This window comes from Bradymonas sediminis (genome assembly GCF_003258315.1).
GTDB lineage: Bacteria > Myxococcota_A > Bradymonadia > Bradymonadales > Bradymonadaceae > Bradymonas > Bradymonas sediminis.
In genome coordinates this window covers 282550-296148 of sequence record NZ_CP030032.1, presented here as the reverse complement: position 1 = coordinate 296148, position 13599 = coordinate 282550, and the positions used below count along the sequence as shown (strand labels likewise).

22 protein-coding genes are annotated in these 13599 nt (G+C 56.2%); all 22 read right to left on the bottom strand.

Annotated elements, in window-relative coordinates:
• The 22 genes from rplO to fusA all read right to left on the bottom strand — a co-directional run bounded on the left by rplO (position 1) and on the right by fusA (position 13309).
• Positions 1–444, bottom strand: a complete 444-nt coding sequence (gene rplO / locus DN745_RS01100) for a 50S ribosomal protein L15 (RefSeq protein ID WP_111331356.1) — start codon at positions 442–444, stop codon at positions 1–3.
• 3 nt (positions 445–447) lie between these two features.
• Positions 448–633 (bottom strand): 50S ribosomal protein L30, encoded by a 186-nt coding sequence (gene rpmD, locus DN745_RS01095; protein WP_111331354.1) that lies wholly within the window; start codon positions 631–633, stop codon positions 448–450.
• Between the two features lie 80 nt (positions 634–713).
• A complete protein-coding gene (gene rpsE, locus DN745_RS01090; protein ID WP_111331352.1) occupies positions 714–1223 on the bottom strand; it encodes a 30S ribosomal protein S5 in 510 nt (169 codons plus the stop codon).
• Between the two features lie 12 nt (positions 1224–1235).
• A complete protein-coding gene (rplR, locus tag DN745_RS01085; RefSeq protein WP_111331350.1) occupies positions 1236–1601 on the bottom strand; it encodes a 50S ribosomal protein L18 in 366 nt (121 codons plus the stop codon).
• 69 nt (positions 1602–1670) lie between these two features.
• Positions 1671–2210 (bottom strand): 50S ribosomal protein L6, encoded by a 540-nt coding sequence (gene rplF, locus DN745_RS01080; protein ID WP_111331348.1) that lies wholly within the window; start codon positions 2208–2210, stop codon positions 1671–1673.
• A 24-nt stretch (positions 2211–2234) separates the two neighbouring features.
• On the bottom strand, positions 2235–2636 hold the full coding sequence (gene rpsH, locus DN745_RS01075) for a 30S ribosomal protein S8 (RefSeq protein WP_111331346.1): 402 nt from the start codon (positions 2634–2636) through the stop codon (positions 2235–2237).
• Positions 2637–2752: 116 nt separating this feature from the next.
• Positions 2753–2938, bottom strand: coding sequence for a type Z 30S ribosomal protein S14 (locus DN745_RS01070; protein WP_111331344.1), 186 nt, complete (start codon positions 2936–2938; stop codon positions 2753–2755).
• A 9-nt stretch (positions 2939–2947) separates the two neighbouring features.
• A complete protein-coding gene (gene rplE, locus DN745_RS01065; RefSeq protein ID WP_111331342.1) occupies positions 2948–3505 on the bottom strand; it encodes a 50S ribosomal protein L5 in 558 nt (185 codons plus the stop codon).
• Between the two features lie 174 nt (positions 3506–3679).
• Entirely contained in the window at positions 3680–4075 is a 396-nt protein-coding gene (gene rplX, locus DN745_RS01060; protein WP_111331340.1) for a 50S ribosomal protein L24, read from the bottom strand.
• 54 nt (positions 4076–4129) lie between these two features.
• Entirely contained in the window at positions 4130–4498 is a 369-nt protein-coding gene (gene rplN, locus DN745_RS01055; RefSeq protein WP_111331338.1) for a 50S ribosomal protein L14, read from the bottom strand.
• Positions 4499–4517: 19 nt separating this feature from the next.
• Positions 4518–4817: a 30S ribosomal protein S17 gene (gene rpsQ / locus DN745_RS01050; RefSeq protein ID WP_111331336.1), complete on the bottom strand. Its 300-nt coding sequence runs from the start codon at positions 4815–4817 to the stop codon at positions 4518–4520.
• A gap of 164 nt (positions 4818–4981) precedes the next feature.
• Positions 4982–5179, bottom strand: a complete 198-nt coding sequence (rpmC, locus tag DN745_RS01045) for a 50S ribosomal protein L29 (protein ID WP_111331334.1) — start codon at positions 5177–5179, stop codon at positions 4982–4984.
• The gene (rplP, locus tag DN745_RS01040) at positions 5176–5592 is read right to left on the bottom strand and encodes a 50S ribosomal protein L16 (protein WP_111331332.1); all 417 of its coding nucleotides are present in this window, start codon (positions 5590–5592) and stop codon (positions 5176–5178) included. Before rplP ends, rpmC begins: the two co-directional genes overlap by 4 nt.
• Positions 5593–5639: 47 nt before the next feature.
• Positions 5640–6281: a 30S ribosomal protein S3 gene (gene rpsC, locus DN745_RS01035; RefSeq protein WP_111331330.1), complete on the bottom strand. Its 642-nt coding sequence runs from the start codon at positions 6279–6281 to the stop codon at positions 5640–5642.
• Positions 6282–6299: 18 nt separating this feature from the next.
• Positions 6300–6665, bottom strand: coding sequence for a 50S ribosomal protein L22 (gene rplV / locus DN745_RS01030; protein ID WP_111331328.1), 366 nt, complete (start codon positions 6663–6665; stop codon positions 6300–6302).
• 93 nt (positions 6666–6758) lie between these two features.
• The gene (rpsS, locus tag DN745_RS01025) at positions 6759–7043 is read right to left on the bottom strand and encodes a 30S ribosomal protein S19 (protein WP_111331326.1); all 285 of its coding nucleotides are present in this window, start codon (positions 7041–7043) and stop codon (positions 6759–6761) included.
• A gap of 48 nt (positions 7044–7091) precedes the next feature.
• Positions 7092–7928 (bottom strand): 50S ribosomal protein L2, encoded by an 837-nt coding sequence (rplB, locus tag DN745_RS01020; RefSeq protein WP_111331324.1) that lies wholly within the window; start codon positions 7926–7928, stop codon positions 7092–7094.
• A 70-nt stretch (positions 7929–7998) separates the two neighbouring features.
• The gene (gene rplW / locus DN745_RS01015; protein ID WP_111331322.1) at positions 7999–8316 is read right to left on the bottom strand and encodes a 50S ribosomal protein L23; all 318 of its coding nucleotides are present in this window, start codon (positions 8314–8316) and stop codon (positions 7999–8001) included.
• Positions 8313–8963 carry a 50S ribosomal protein L4 gene (gene rplD / locus DN745_RS01010; protein ID WP_111331320.1) on the bottom strand — a complete coding sequence of 217 codons (651 nt, stop codon included), beginning with the start codon at positions 8961–8963 and terminating at the stop codon, positions 8313–8315. The genes rplW and rplD overlap by 4 nt, the downstream gene beginning before the upstream one ends.
• A gap of 111 nt (positions 8964–9074) precedes the next feature.
• On the bottom strand, positions 9075–9383 hold the full coding sequence (gene rpsJ / locus DN745_RS01005) for a 30S ribosomal protein S10 (protein ID WP_111331318.1): 309 nt from the start codon (positions 9381–9383) through the stop codon (positions 9075–9077).
• A gap of 259 nt (positions 9384–9642) precedes the next feature.
• The gene (tuf, locus tag DN745_RS01000; RefSeq protein WP_111331316.1) at positions 9643–10839 is read right to left on the bottom strand and encodes an elongation factor Tu; all 1197 of its coding nucleotides are present in this window, start codon (positions 10837–10839) and stop codon (positions 9643–9645) included.
• A gap of 328 nt (positions 10840–11167) precedes the next feature.
• Positions 11168–13309: an elongation factor G gene (gene fusA / locus DN745_RS00995; protein WP_111331314.1), complete on the bottom strand. Its 2142-nt coding sequence runs from the start codon at positions 13307–13309 to the stop codon at positions 11168–11170.
• Between the last annotated feature and the right edge of the window lie 290 nt (positions 13310–13599).

Sequence of the window (13599 nt, the reverse complement as noted above, 5' to 3'; positions counted from 1 at the left end):
TTAGACGTCCTCTGCGGTGCCCCCGGCGGACTCGATTTTCTCTCGAGCCGTCGAACTAAACCTGTTTACGCTTACGGTCAGCGATTTGGTCAATTCGCCCGCGCCAAGAATCTTAATCTGATCGCACGCTCCTTTGACAAGTCCTTTGGCGCGCAACGACTCTTCGTCGACACGATCGCCTGCTTCAAAGACTCGCTCCAGGTCACGAACGTTCACCGATACCACGGTTTTAGCGTGGATGTTGGTGAAACCAACCTTGGGAAGACGACGCGACAGGGGCGTTTGACCACCCTCAAACTTCGGATGGACACGTCCACCGCTTCGCGCGTTTTGTCCCTTCTCACCACGGCCACTTGTTTTGCCCCAACCACTACCGGGACCACGGCCAACTCGCTTCCGCTTTTTGTGCGCCCCTTTGGGCGGCTTAAGATCGCTGAGATCCATGGTTTAACCCTCCAATTCTTCAACACTAACCAGATGCGAGACCTTATTGATCATCCCGCGAATCGACGGCGTGTCTTCGATGATTACTACTTGATGTCGTTTGCGCAGTCCGAGTCCCTTGACCGAGCCCAATTGGCTGGCGGTCAGACCCGACAGGCCGCGCTTAAGTTCTACTTTTAATTGTGCCATCGCAATGATCTCTCGTATTGCTCAATAATATAAAATCGGGTCAATGTGTCGCCATTTTACTGGCGACACATCATCCGTTTTCAGGATTCCTGGTCGTCGACCGGGTCCTGGCCAAGCCGCGCACGATACGCGTTCGGGTCCCGCAGTTGCGAGAGTGCATCCATCGTCGCACCCACCACGTTATGCGGGTTATTCGAACCGAGGCTCTTGGTCAAAATATTCTCGATACCTGCGGCTTCGAGGATGGCGCGAACGGCGCCACCAGCGATAACACCGGTACCCGGGCTGGCCGGCTTGAGCATCACGCGTCCTGCGCCGTGCTCTCCGATGACCGTGAACGGGATCGTCGCACCGTCAACAACCGGTACCTTGATCATGCTCTTGGTCGCGGTCTGCTGACCTTTGGTGATTGCTGCCGGAACTTCATTTGCCTTTCCGTGTCCGACACCAACTTTCCCGTTGGTGTCGCCCACGACGACAAGAGCGCCGAAGCTGAATCGACGGCCGCCTTTGACGACCTTCGAGACGCGATTAATATTGATGACGTTGTCGACCAAATTTGGGTCGCTTTTCTTTCTACCGTAAGCCACAATGACACCCTTTTAGAATTTCAACCCGCCTTCACGCGCGCCCTCTGCCACGGCCGCAATGCGTCCGTGATAGATGAAGCCGTTCCGGTCGAATACGATTTTGTCGATTCCTTTCTCTTGGACCCGCTGGGCCAAGACTTTACCGATGTGACGGGCCTGCTCGATCTTCTTCATCTCCTCTCCGGAAAGCAGACCCTTCTCAACCGAAGACGCGCTAACCAGGGTATGTCCGCTCAGGTCATCAATGACCTGGGCATAGATATGCTTGCTGGAGCGAAAGACCGTAAGCCGGGGGCGCGACGGCGTACCCAGGATGTTGTTCCGGATGGTACGTTTGCGCCGTTGGCGGCGGTTTTTAATAACATTCTTTTTAAGCATTTTATCTCTCCGCGATGTCCAGGCCGGGGCGAGCGCCGCCGAAGCGCGCCCGCCACGAACCCATCATCTTTATGCTGCGCCGGCCTTACCGACTTTGCGAATAATACGCTCATCCTTATAGCGAATACCTTTGCCTTTGTAAGGCTCCGGCGGGCGCAGTCCGCGGATTTTCGCGGCAACTTCGCCAAGCAGCTCTTTATCGTAGCCGCTCAATTTAATCTTGGTCTGACGGTCGATCGCGACCTCAACCCCTTCCGGGAGTTCGAACAAGATCGGGTGGCTGAAGCCGAGGTCGAAGCGAAGAAAACGGCCGTGCTGATCGACGCGGTAACCAACACCGACGATCTCAAGCTCACGAACGTATCCCGCCGAGACACCCTCTACCATATTCGCAACGAGGCTACGAACCAGACCCTGGTGGCTGCGCGCGACTCGAGATTCCTCGGGGCGCGTGACGAGCACTTCAGAACCATCTACCTCAATATTAACAGACTCAGAGACCTGACGGGTCAGCTCACCCTTGGGGCCTTTCACGTTAACCCGATTGCCGTCGATTTTGATCTCGACGCCGCTTGGGATTTCGATTGGACGCTTTCCAATACGACTCATTTTAAAACCTCCCTGGAGCGAAAATTAGTAAATTTCGCAAAGAACTTCGCCGCCGACCTTGGCCGCGCGGGCCTCTTTGTCGGTAAGCAAACCTTTCGACGTCGACAGAATAGCGATTCCAAGCCCGTTAAGGACGTCCGGAATCTCGCTAACTCCGACATAAACACGACGCGACGGACGACTCACTCGCGTAAGCGAGGTGATCATCGGCTCGTCCGCGTCGTCGTAGCGAAGTTCAAGTTCAACAACACCCTGGGGTCCTTCGTTACGGAACTCTGCCGTAGCGACATAACCGGCGCGCTGAAGAATCTGAGCCATCCCCAGACGCATTTTGCTGCCGGGCATGACGACCTTGGAGTGATGAGCGATCTGTGCGTTGCGAATCCGCGTCAGAAAGTCTGAAATCGGATCATTTGTGTTGGCCATATGCCAAGTCTCCTTCGAGATGGTTCTCGAAGCTCGCGCCCAATCGGCGCGAGTTCCTAGAGCCTGTCTCGATTTTTACGTGTACTCGCCAGGCGATACACGGTTAGCAATCAAAATTACCAGCTTGCTTTCACGACGCCTGGGATCTCCCCATTAAGCGCGCGCAAACGGAAGCAAATCCGGCACATATCGAATTTACGCAAATACGCCCGACTACGTCCGCAAAGCGGGCAGCGATTGTACTCACGAACCTTAAATTTAGCTTTCTTCTTCGATTTTTCTACAAGCGCTTTACGTGCCAAAGCGTCTCCTTATTGATTAGAGTCAGGCTTTTGGAACGGCATGCCGAGCTTCGACAGCAATTCACGGGCCTCGTCATCATTAACGGCGGTGGTCACGACGGTGATGCTCATGCCGCGAACCTTGTCGATCTTATCGTAGCTGATCTCCGGAAAGATGATCTGCTCGGTCACACCGACCGTGTAGTTGCCATGTCCGTCGAAGGACTTCGGGCTAATGCCTTTGAAGTCACGAACGCGCGGAAGGGCCACGTAGATCAAGCGCTCAAGGAATTCCTGCATCCGGATACCGCGAAGCGTCGCCTTGACGCCGATCGGCATTCCTTCACGCAGTTTGAACCCGGCGATCGCGCGACGAGCGCGCGTGACGACCGGCTTCTGACCAGTGATCAGGGTGAGCTCGGCGGTTGCCGACTCGACCACTTTGGGGTTCTCGACGGCTGAAGCGCCCAGGCCCATATTCACGATCACCTTCTCGAGACGCGGAACCGTCATCGGGTTGGTATATCCGAATGTCTCCATCAACGATGGAACGACTTCCTTTTCGTATTTTTCCTGCAAAAACGTCATCTAGTACTCTCCATAACCGACAGGTTTCTATGCCGTCGGCACGCGGTCCAATAAATAACAATCGGCACCGCTCCCTAAAAAGCGGACACCCCGGGCGCCATCGCCTAGGGTGCGCTTACCTAGCTGACCCGAACTCAAGAGTCAAGTGAGCCAGGCATGCTCCGAATGAACTAATTATGCGTCTTTAATTTCGTCGAACACTTCGCCGGTTTGTTTGGCGACGCGCACTTTCTGGATCCGCGCGGGGACCTCTTTACCGAAGCTTTCGACCGCTTCAGCTTTCGTATCGAACAGGTTATTTCCCTGTCCAACGAATTTCTTGCCCGTGCGGACCGGGCCCTGGCGCTTTTCGCTATACAGGGCAACGTTGGAGGCATCAATCCAGCCTTCAACTTCGACGCGCGATCCCGACTCGCCCGTAAGAGGGTTGGGTTTGCGGTGCTTTTTCATCATCTGACGCCGCGCAACCTTCACCCGTCCCTTGACGGGATCGACCTGCAGCACTTCGCCGCGGAGTCCGCGATCTTTGCCACAAATGAGGATAACATTATCTTTTTTCTTAACGTGCATCTCTGTGCTCCCGAGGTGAAATTGCTCAATCTCGACCGTTCGGCCGGCTGAAGTTTAAAGAACTTCCGGTGCCAGGCTGACGATCTTCATGTAGTTACGGCCTCGAAGCTCACGCGCGACGGGTCCGAAAATACGGGTTCCCAGCGGCTGTCCGATCTTGTCGATCAACACGGCAGCGTTCTCATCGAAGCGAATATAGGTACCGTCCTCGCGGGTGATTTCCTTTTTCGTGCGGACAACCACCGCGCGCTGGACATCGCCTTTGCGGACTTTCGAATTGGGCAGCGACTCTTTAACCGACACGATGATAACGTCACCGATCGATGCGTAGCGCCGTTTCGATCCGCCCAGTACTTTGATGCACTGAACTTTCTTGGCGCCCGAGTTGTCGGCCACCGACAATCTGGTTTGCATTTGAATCATGATAGACCTCGCGGTCCCGTCAGATCACGGGAGCTTTCTCAATAATTTCTTTAAGCTTCCAGCGCTTGTTCTTGGAGAGCGGACGCGTCTCCTCGATCAGCACGCGATCTCCGGGACGACACTCGTTCGCGGGATCGTGAACCTGGTAGCGCTTTTGCCGACGGACAAACTTGCGATATTTCGGATGCATAAACTGACGGGTAACCGCCACGACGATGGTCTTATCCATCTTGTCGCTGACAACTTCGCCAACGCGGGTCTTTTTACGGCCCCGCTCTGTCGTTGCCGTTGCCTGCGGCTCTTGATTTTCTTCGGCCATAGATCCTCTCCTGGGTGGGTGCCGGGCGGCCCGGGTTGGATATCTTTCCAACGCCGGGCCAGCCTGCATCCCTAAATCATGCGTATATTATAAAGCATCTTTTTCAGCGGACTTATCATGCGAGGTCTATCGGTAGCATGCCCGAAGACCTGGGCGCGAAATACTTAGCCCTGAGCCAGCGACAGTTCGCGACGAACCGTCTTGATGCGTGCGACATTGCGTTTGCAGGCTCGGATATGCGCGACATTCTGGAGCTGACCGGTGAAGTGCTTCATCCGAAGACGAAACAGTTCATCGCGGACCTGGTTCTCCAACTCGAGCAGTTCTTCCTGCGTTTTCTCTCGAAGTTCAGAAGGTTTCATAGCGTGGCTCCTCGAACCATAAATTTGGTTTTCACGGGAAGCTTGTGGGAAGCGAGACGGAGCGCCTCACGAGCCACATTTTCCGGAACACCGTCCATCTCAAACAACACACGGCCAGGCTTAACCACGGCAACCCACTGCTCGACCGAGCCTTTACCTTTACCCATTCGGGTCTCGGCCGGCTTCTTGGTGATCGGCTTGTGCGGGAAGATACGGATCCAGATTTTACCCTGACGCCGAATGTAGCGGTTCATGGCGATACGGGCCGCTTCAATCTGGCGCGCGGTGATCCGATGGGGATCAATCGCGACCAACGCGTACTTACCGAACGAGATATCGCTACCACGTTGAGCCTTACCGCGCATCCGCCCCTTCTGGCATTTACGCCATTTTACTCTCTTGGGACTCAGCATTTATATACTCCTATTCAAGGCGCCCGCAGGGGCGAGCGCCTAATCAATTATAGTCTTGAATCGGTGTCGAGGACTTCACCTTTGAAGATCCATACCTTGATACCAATGATACCGTAGGTGGTCGCGGCTTCCGCGACTCCGTAATCGATATCAGCACGCAGGGTGTGCAGCGGAACGCGACCTTCCAGGTACCACTCGCGGCGACCCATGTCGGCGCCACCGAGGCGACCGGCGCAGTTGATACGGATGCCCTGAGCGCCGAACTTCATCGAGGTCTGGACAGCTTTCTTCATGGCGCGACGGAACGAAACCCGGCGCTCCAGCTGCGTGGCGATTCCCTCGGCGACCAATTTGGCGTCGAGTTCGGCCTTGCGAACTTCCTGAATGTTGACGCGAACGTCCGACGCCGTGAGGCGGTCGATCTCTTCACGCAGGCCGTCGATGCCGCTGCCGCGCTTGCCGATCAAAATGCCGGGCTTGGCGGTGTGGATCGTGACCAAAACGGTCGTCGCCATACGCTCGATATCGATCTTGCTGATACCGGTGTGTTTGAAGCGGTCCTCGAGGTAGGTCCGAATTCGGATATCCTCGTGCAACCATTCCGCGTAATTCTTTTCCGCGTACCATTTCGACGCCCACGGGCGAATAATGCCGAGGCGAAATCCTACTGGATTAACTTTCTGACCCAAAACGATCTCCTGGAAGACTTAGCGCGGCAGCTCGAGCACCACGGTGATATGACTACTACGTTTATTGATGCGCGTGGCGCGACCCTGTGCGCGCGGCTTAAAGCGGCGCAACGTCGGACCCTCGTCGACAAATGCTTGGGCGACGATCAGATCGTCAACGTCCCAATCAAGCTCCTCGCTCTGCTCCACGTTGTGCATGGCCGACTCGATCACTTTCGCGATCACCGGCGCAGCTTTGCGCGGCGTGAACTGCAGAATATCAAGCGCTTCCATAATCGGCTTGGAGCGAACCAAGTCAATGACTGGGCGCGCCTTTTTCGCCGAGATGCGCACGTTGCGGGCCGAGGCTCTATTGGCCCGGCATCCTAAATTATTTTTACCCATGGCTCTATCTCAAACTCTAAATTCAATATCGTGACTGGCGAAGACCATTCTCTGGCGCGCCCGACTTGCATCCGAGAGCCTAAGCGATCGAAATCATCGACCGCGCAGCTTTCCTTTCGTCTCGACGACATGACCATAATAGGTGCGTGTCGGCGCGAACTCTCCGAGCTTATGTCCGATCATATTCTCGGTGACGAACACCGGAACAAAATCTTTACCGTTATGAACCGCGAAGGTCATCCCGAGGAACTCAGGCACGACCATCGAACGGCGGCTCCAGGTTTTAAGAGCGCGACGGTCACCGGCATCTTTAGCCCGGGTTACCTTCTTGCGAAGACCGGCGTCAACGAACGGACCCTTTTTAATTGAACGTGGCAATATTCTCTCCTTCGATGGCTAGTGCGGCCCCGAGGGGCCGCCCCAGACTCAACGCTTTTTCTTGACCTTTCGGCGAGTCTGAATGAATTTGTCGGTGCGCTTATTACTGCGGGTTCTGAGACCTTTGGTCTGCTGTCCCCAGGGCGTAACCGGGTGACGACCAGCGGCTTTACGCCCCTCACCACCACCATGCGGATGATCGACCGGGTTCATGGCGGTACCACGAACGCTGGGACGACGTCCCATCCAGCGTGAACGACCGGCCTTACCCAACGAAACACCTTCGTGCTCGCGGTTGCTGACCGATCCAACGGTTGCGCGGCAGTCTTGCAGCACTCGACGAATCTCGCCGGAGGGAAGACGAAGAAGAGCATATTTACCCTCTTTCGCCATCAACTGCGCCCAGCAGCCTGCGGAACGAGCAATCTGCCCGCCCTTGCCTGGCTTCAATTCGATATTGTGCAAGACCGTACCAACCGGCATATGCTTAATTTTAAGCGAGTTGCCCGGCGTGATATCTGCTGACTTGCTCGAGACGACTTCGTCGCCGACCTGCAGTTTCTGAGGCGCGAGGATATAAGCCTTCTCGCCGTCAGCGTAGTGCAGAAGCGCGATATAAGCGGTGCGGTTCGGATCGTACTCGATCCCGGCAACTTTGGCCGGCACGCCCAGCTTATTACGCTTGAAGTCGATCTTACGGTAGCGTTGCTTGTGTCCGCCACCGCGGTGACGCATCGTGATGCGTCCTTTATTATTACGTCCACCACTGCGTTTGGTCGCCGTGGTCAACGACTTCTCAGGGGTGCCTTTCGTCACCTCTGCAAAGTCTGCCAGTCGCGCAAAGCGGCGACCCGGCACTGTCGGATTAAATTGTGTTGTACCCATTTTGCTTCTCCCTCATCGCGAGGTGTTCCCGTTGGAAACCCCGAGGAGTTCTAAGTCAATTCGATGTCGCTCAGACTTCGCCGTGCTCTTCGCCAGGCTGCTCGAGCGCGTAGAAATCGATGGCCTCACCTTCAGCGAGCTTGACGATGGCCTTCTTGTAGAAGGAGCGTCGGCCCATTGAGTAGCCAACCCGTTTGGGTTTGCCGGAAGCATTCATCGTGTTCACGCGCACGACCTTAACGCCGAAGAGTTTCTCAACGGCCTTTTTGATCTGAGGCTTCGTAGCGTCTTCCTTCACCCGGAAGGTCACCTGGTTCTCCAGCTCGGAGAGCGCGGTGCTCTTTTCTGTCATCACAGGACGAAGGATGATCTGGTATGGAGTAGTCATCGCTTAAGTACCTCATGAATTTGGTCAAGCGCCGTCTGGCTAATTACGAGAGTATCGAAGCGCAGAACGTCTTCGACGTTGAGGCCCTCGGAGGCGAGGTATTTCGCGTCCTTGAGGTTGCGCACGGAGAGTCGAAGCGACTCGTTGTGCACGACCGTCTGGGTCTTCTCATCGCGGCTCGTCGCATCGACTAGAAGCGCGCTGGGCGCCTGGAGTGCATTGAGAACGCCGATGGCGAATTTCGTTTTGGTCTCAGCAAAAGTCAGGTCGTCGACGACAATCAACTTGCCGTCACGTGCCTTAAGGCTCAAAACCGAACGCAAAGCGGCTTTGCGCTTTTTCTTCGGCATCGAGAAGCTGAAATCGCGGGGAGACGGACCGTGGACGACGCCACCACCGACCCAGTGAGGAGCGCGGATGGTACCCTGACGGGCACGACCGGTTCCTTTCTGGCGCCAGGGCTTCTTGCCGCCGCCACTAACTTCGGCGCGCGTCTTAACTTTCTGCGTACCCGCACGACGGCGAGCACGCTGCCAGTTCACCACTTCCCAAAAGAGATGCTTGCGCACCGGGGCAGCGAAAATGGCGTCGTCGAGGGTTACCTCTCCGACTTTTTCGTTTTTTTGATCAACAACGTTAATCTTCATCTTGAAACTCCTGCGCCGACCTGACTAAGGCTCAGCCGCGCGAAAGAGTGAGGTGAATTGACCTGAACGGCACCCGGAAGGCCCAATGCCCGCCGGCTACACAGCGTCAGATCAGGTCTTGATTTCAATCTCAACGCCCGCGGCCAGGCTAAGACGACCAAGCGCCTCCAGCGTAGCAGGGGTCGAGTCGTGAATATCAAGTAGACGTTTGTGCGTACGCATTTCGAATTGCTCGCGCGACTTCTTGTCGATGAACGGACTACGAAGGACCGTCCAACGCTTGATGCGCGTGGGCAAAGGAATCGGCCCGGCTACCCGAGCTCCAGTGCGCTTCGCGGTATCGACAATATCTGCAGTCGATGCGTCGAGAAGCGTGTGATCGTACGCTTTAAGCTTGATGCGAATTTTATCGTTTGCCATGAAATACCCTGATCCTACGTCAGCCGAACTGCGCAGATATGAACATATACTCGAAGCGAAACTGCTTCCCGACGCGGCAATAAAACATTGCGAAAGGAGCATGCGACGGTCTCAATCAATCCAACCGTGTCCCGGTAGGAGCGCGGACCCTACAGCAAGGGTTTCTTCAGATCAAGAGTGATCTAAAAAGAACCCTTGTTTCCAATATTTGGGGCCTGCGGGCGCCGTATGTTGACCTCCGCAGACCCCTCATTTCAACTTACTCGATGATCTTGGTGACCACACCGGCGCCGACCGTACGTCCACCTTCGCGGATAGCGAAGCGAAGACCTTCGCTCATGGCGATGGGGTTAATCAGTTCGCCGGTAACCGTGACGCGGTCGCCAGGCATAACCATCTCGGATCCTTCCGGAAGATGCACGGTACCCGTGATATCCGTTGTACGGAAGTAGAACTGCGGGCGATATCCGTCGAAGAACGGCGTGTGACGACCACCCTCTTCTTTCTTGAGGATATAGACCTCACCCTCGAACTTGGTGTGCGGGGTGATCGAGCCGGGCTTGGCCAGAACCTGGCCGCGCTCGACGTCTTCTTTCTTGATGCCACGAATCAGGCAGCCAACGTTCTCGCCTGCACGACCCGAGTCGAGCAATTTGCGGAACATCTCGACACCGGTGACGGTGGTCTTGGTGGGCTTTTCGGTGAGACCAACGATCTCGACTTCTTCGCCGACCTTCACAATACCGGTCTCGATGCGACCGGTGACGACCGTACCACGACCCGAGATCGAGAAGACGTCCTCGATGGGCATAAGGAACGGCTTGTCCGTCTCACGCTCCGGCTCTTCGATATACTCGTCGACGGCGTCCATCAATTTGACGATGGCTTCGGCGCCGAGCGGGCTGTCTTCGCCGTTGAGGGCGAGGAGAGCCGAACCCGGGATGATCGGGGTGTCGTCGCCCGGGTAGTCGTATTTGTCGAGAAGTTCGCGAACTTCCATGTCGACCAGCTCGATGAGCTCTTCGTCGTCGACCATGTCGGCTTTGTTCAAGAAGACGACGATGGCGGGGACGCCGACCTGGTGAGCAAGAAGGATATGCTCGCGGGTCTGCGGCATCGGGCCGTCAGCGGCGGAGACGACCAGGATCGCGCCGTCCATCTGCGCAGCACCGGTGATCATGTTTTTGACGTAGTCAGCATGGCCCGGGCAGTCGACGTGAGCGTAGTGACGGTTGGCCGTCTCGTACTCAACGTGCGAGGTCGAGATGGTGATACCACGCTCGCGCTCTTCGGGAGCCTTGTCGATTTTGTCGAAGTCAACGCTCGAGTTGGAGCCGTTGATGTCACTCATGACGCGGGTAATGGCCGCGGTCAGCGTGGTTTTGCCGTGGTCGACGTGACCGATCGTGCCGATGTTAAGATGCGGCTTATTTCTCTCAAATTTTTCTTTAGCCATTTTCGGTATCCTATCCGTTGAGTGCATGAGCGATCACCGTGGGCGATCACTCCTAAGGGTTAGCGTCGCTCAACTCTTGCCGGGAACCGGTCATTAGCGCAGAGCGTCGTGTTCAAAAAAATTTATTTTCATCCACCAACGGTAAAACCGATATTCCCAGTTATCCGTCGCGATGGCGTTTTACCTAACGTTTATAAAATTTCAACCGTCCAACACCCCCAAATACAAAAAAGTGCCCGAAATCCAAAGATTTCGGGCACTTTCCCTTTAAAACTCGCTCTGGCAGTCGGCCCGCGCGTCTAAATTGCGCGCGGACCGACCATCAGGATCACTCGTCGCCGGATCCGCCAGCTTTCGAGATGATCTCGTCAGCGATGCTGCGCGGCACTTCCGAGTAGTGCGAGAACTGCATCGAGTAGTTCGCGCGACCCTGGGTGCGGCTACGAAGGTCGGTCGAGTAACCGAACATCGAGGACAGGGGCACCTCGGCGTCGATCGCCTGGACACCGCTGCGCGGGTTCATGCCGAGCACGTTGCCACGACGGCCATTGAGGTCACCGATGACGTCGCCCATATAGTCGTCAGGGGTGACGACTTCGACGGCCATGATCGGCTCGAGCAGTTTCGCGCCGGCCTTGCGGACCGCGGTTTTGAAACCGATGGAGGCACAAATCTTGAACGCCATCTCACTGGAGTCGACGTCATGATAGGACCCGTCATACAGGGTAATCTTGGCGTCAACGAGCGGGAAGCCGGCGAGCACGCCGCCCTCGGCAGCGCTACGAACGCCCTGCTCGACTGCGTTGAAGAATTCCTTCGGAACCGTACCACCTTTGATGGTCTCCTCGAATTCGATTCCGCTGCCGGGCTCGAGGGGCTCAAGGCGAAGGTAGACTTCAGCGAACATACCCTTACCACCGGACTGCTTCTTATAGCGCTCGCGGTGCTCGATCGTCTTGGTGATCGTCTCGCGATACGAAACCTGCGGCGTACCGACGGCAGCCTCAACTTTGAACTCGCGAAGCAGACGGTCGACGATGATCTCGAGGTGGAGCTCGCCCTGACCAGCAATGATGGTCTGACCGGTCTCGTCGTCGACGTGGACGCGGAAGCTCGGATCCTCAGCGGCCAATTTAGCCAGCGAGGTGCTGAGCTTGGCCTGGTCGGCTTTGGTCTTCGGCTCGACAGCAATTTCGATAACGGGATCGGGGAAGTCCATGGCTTCCAAGACGATCGCGTTGTCTTCGTCGCAGAGCGTATCACCGGTGGTGGTGTTCTTAAGGCCGACAGCCGCGGCGATATCACCGGTCATGACACCGTCGATCTCTTCGCGCTTATTGGCAAACATACGAAGGATACGGCCGACGCGCTCGCGCTGACCTTTCGAGGAGTTATAGACATAACTACCTGCTTCAAGCACGCCGGAATAGACGCGGAAGTAGGTCAAGTGGCCGACGTATGGGTCGGTCATGATCTTGAACGCAAGCGAGGAGAAGGGCTCGGTGTCGTCCGCCTTGCGGATCAACGTATCGCCCTCTTCGGCTTCGCCATGCTGCTCAGTGATACGACGGAACGCGTCCGGGGTCACACCGTCGACCGGCGGAATATCCGTCGGAGCAGGCAGAAAACGAACAACGCCGTCCAAGAGCGGCTGAACACCTTTGTTACGAAGCGCGGTACCACAGAAGACCGGGACCATCTCGAGCGCCAGCGTTCCGGTACGGATCGCAGCGTAAAGCTCACCGGGCTCAATCTCTTCGCCCTCGAGATACTTCATCATCAACTCTTCGTTGAAGTCCGACGCGGCCGCGATCAATTCTTCGCGGGCGGCTTCGGCCTCTTCAAGGAGATGCTCCGGGATGTCGACGAGGTCGTAGTCGGCGCCGAGCGAGGCGTCGTTCCAGACGATACCCTTCATCTTCACCAGGTCGATCGCGCCCTGGTAGCTGTCTTCTTTTCCGATCGGAATCTGCACGCGCACGGCGCGGGCTTTCAAGCGATCGCGCAGCTGACCCACGACGTTGTCGAAGTTCGCGCCGGTACGGTCCATCTTGTTGATGAACGCGACACGCGGGACCTTATAGCGGTCGGCCTGACGCCAGACGGTCTCGGACTGCGGCTCAACACCACCGACCGAGCAGAAGACGGCGACAGCGCCGTCGAGCACGCGCAAGGAACGCTCGACTTCCATCGTGAAGTCAACGTGACCAGGGGTGTCAATGATATTGATGCGAAAATGCTCTTTATCCAGGTCCCATCCGCAAGTCGTAGCAGCACTCGTAATGGTGATGCCGCGCTCGCGCTCCTGCTCCATCCAGTCCATTTCCGCGGCGCCTTCGTGGGTTTCGCCGATCTTGTGCGAAACGCCCGTGTAGAAGAGCACGCGCTCGGTGGTTGTTGTTTTACCGGCATCAATATGAGCCATGATCCCGATGTTGCGAATCCGCTTGAGGGGTATACTACGTCGCACGTTGTTGCCTGCCTTATGTCTGAGAAATTTGGTCTATTTCGATTTACCCGCAACGCGATTCTTCATCGGCGCCCGCACGACGTGTGGGACTCAGAAAGATGCGACTACACGGATGAGATTATCTGAGTTCTATGCAGCTCCCAGGCTTCGCGCAAGACTGCGCGGGCAGGGTTCCCCAAAAAACTCAAAAACTTATATAAACAACGGGATCGAAATCCCATTGGGTTCGGCGCTGAGTAACGTGGTGCTGCGGCCGAGCATTCCAATAATGCGAAAATACTCGACTATAC

Bases quoted from the DNA above. Each gene is read 5' to 3' on its own strand.
- rplO (WP_111331356.1), bottom strand. From the start codon at position 444: ATGGATCTCAGCGATCTTAAGCCGCCCAAAGGGGCGCACAAAAAGCGG.
- rpmD (WP_111331354.1), bottom strand. From the start codon at position 633: ATGGCACAATTAAAAGTAGAACTTAAGCGCGGCCTGTCGGGTCTGACC.
- rplR (WP_111331350.1), bottom strand. From the start codon at position 1,601: ATGCTTAAAAAGAATGTTATTAAAAACCGCCGCCAACGGCGCAAACGT.
- rplF (WP_111331348.1), bottom strand. From the start codon at position 2,210: ATGAGTCGTATTGGAAAGCGTCCAATCGAAATCCCAAGCGGCGTCGAG.
- rpsH (WP_111331346.1), bottom strand. From the start codon at position 2,636: ATGGCCAACACAAATGATCCGATTTCAGACTTTCTGACGCGGATTCGC.
- rplE (WP_111331342.1), bottom strand. From the start codon at position 3,505: ATGACGTTTTTGCAGGAAAAATACGAAAAGGAAGTCGTTCCATCGTTG.
- rplX (WP_111331340.1), bottom strand. From the start codon at position 4,075: ATGCACGTTAAGAAAAAAGATAATGTTATCCTCATTTGTGGCAAAGAT.
- rplN (WP_111331338.1), bottom strand. From the start codon at position 4,498: ATGATTCAAATGCAAACCAGATTGTCGGTGGCCGACAACTCGGGCGCC.
- rpsQ (WP_111331336.1), bottom strand. From the start codon at position 4,817: ATGGCCGAAGAAAATCAAGAGCCGCAGGCAACGGCAACGACAGAGCGG.
- rpmC (WP_111331334.1), bottom strand. From the start codon at position 5,179: ATGAAACCTTCTGAACTTCGAGAGAAAACGCAGGAAGAACTGCTCGAG.
- rplP (WP_111331332.1), bottom strand. From the start codon at position 5,592: ATGCTGAGTCCCAAGAGAGTAAAATGGCGTAAATGCCAGAAGGGGCGG.
- rplV (WP_111331328.1), bottom strand. From the start codon at position 6,665: ATGGGTAAAAATAATTTAGGATGCCGGGCCAATAGAGCCTCGGCCCGC.
- rplB (WP_111331324.1), bottom strand. From the start codon at position 7,928: ATGGGTACAACACAATTTAATCCGACAGTGCCGGGTCGCCGCTTTGCG.
- rplW (WP_111331322.1), bottom strand. From the start codon at position 8,316: ATGACTACTCCATACCAGATCATCCTTCGTCCTGTGATGACAGAAAAG.
- rplD (WP_111331320.1), bottom strand. From the start codon at position 8,963: ATGAAGATTAACGTTGTTGATCAAAAAAACGAAAAAGTCGGAGAGGTA.
- rpsJ (WP_111331318.1), bottom strand. From the start codon at position 9,383: ATGGCAAACGATAAAATTCGCATCAAGCTTAAAGCGTACGATCACACG.
- tuf (WP_111331316.1), bottom strand. From the start codon at position 10,839: ATGGCTAAAGAAAAATTTGAGAGAAATAAGCCGCATCTTAACATCGGC.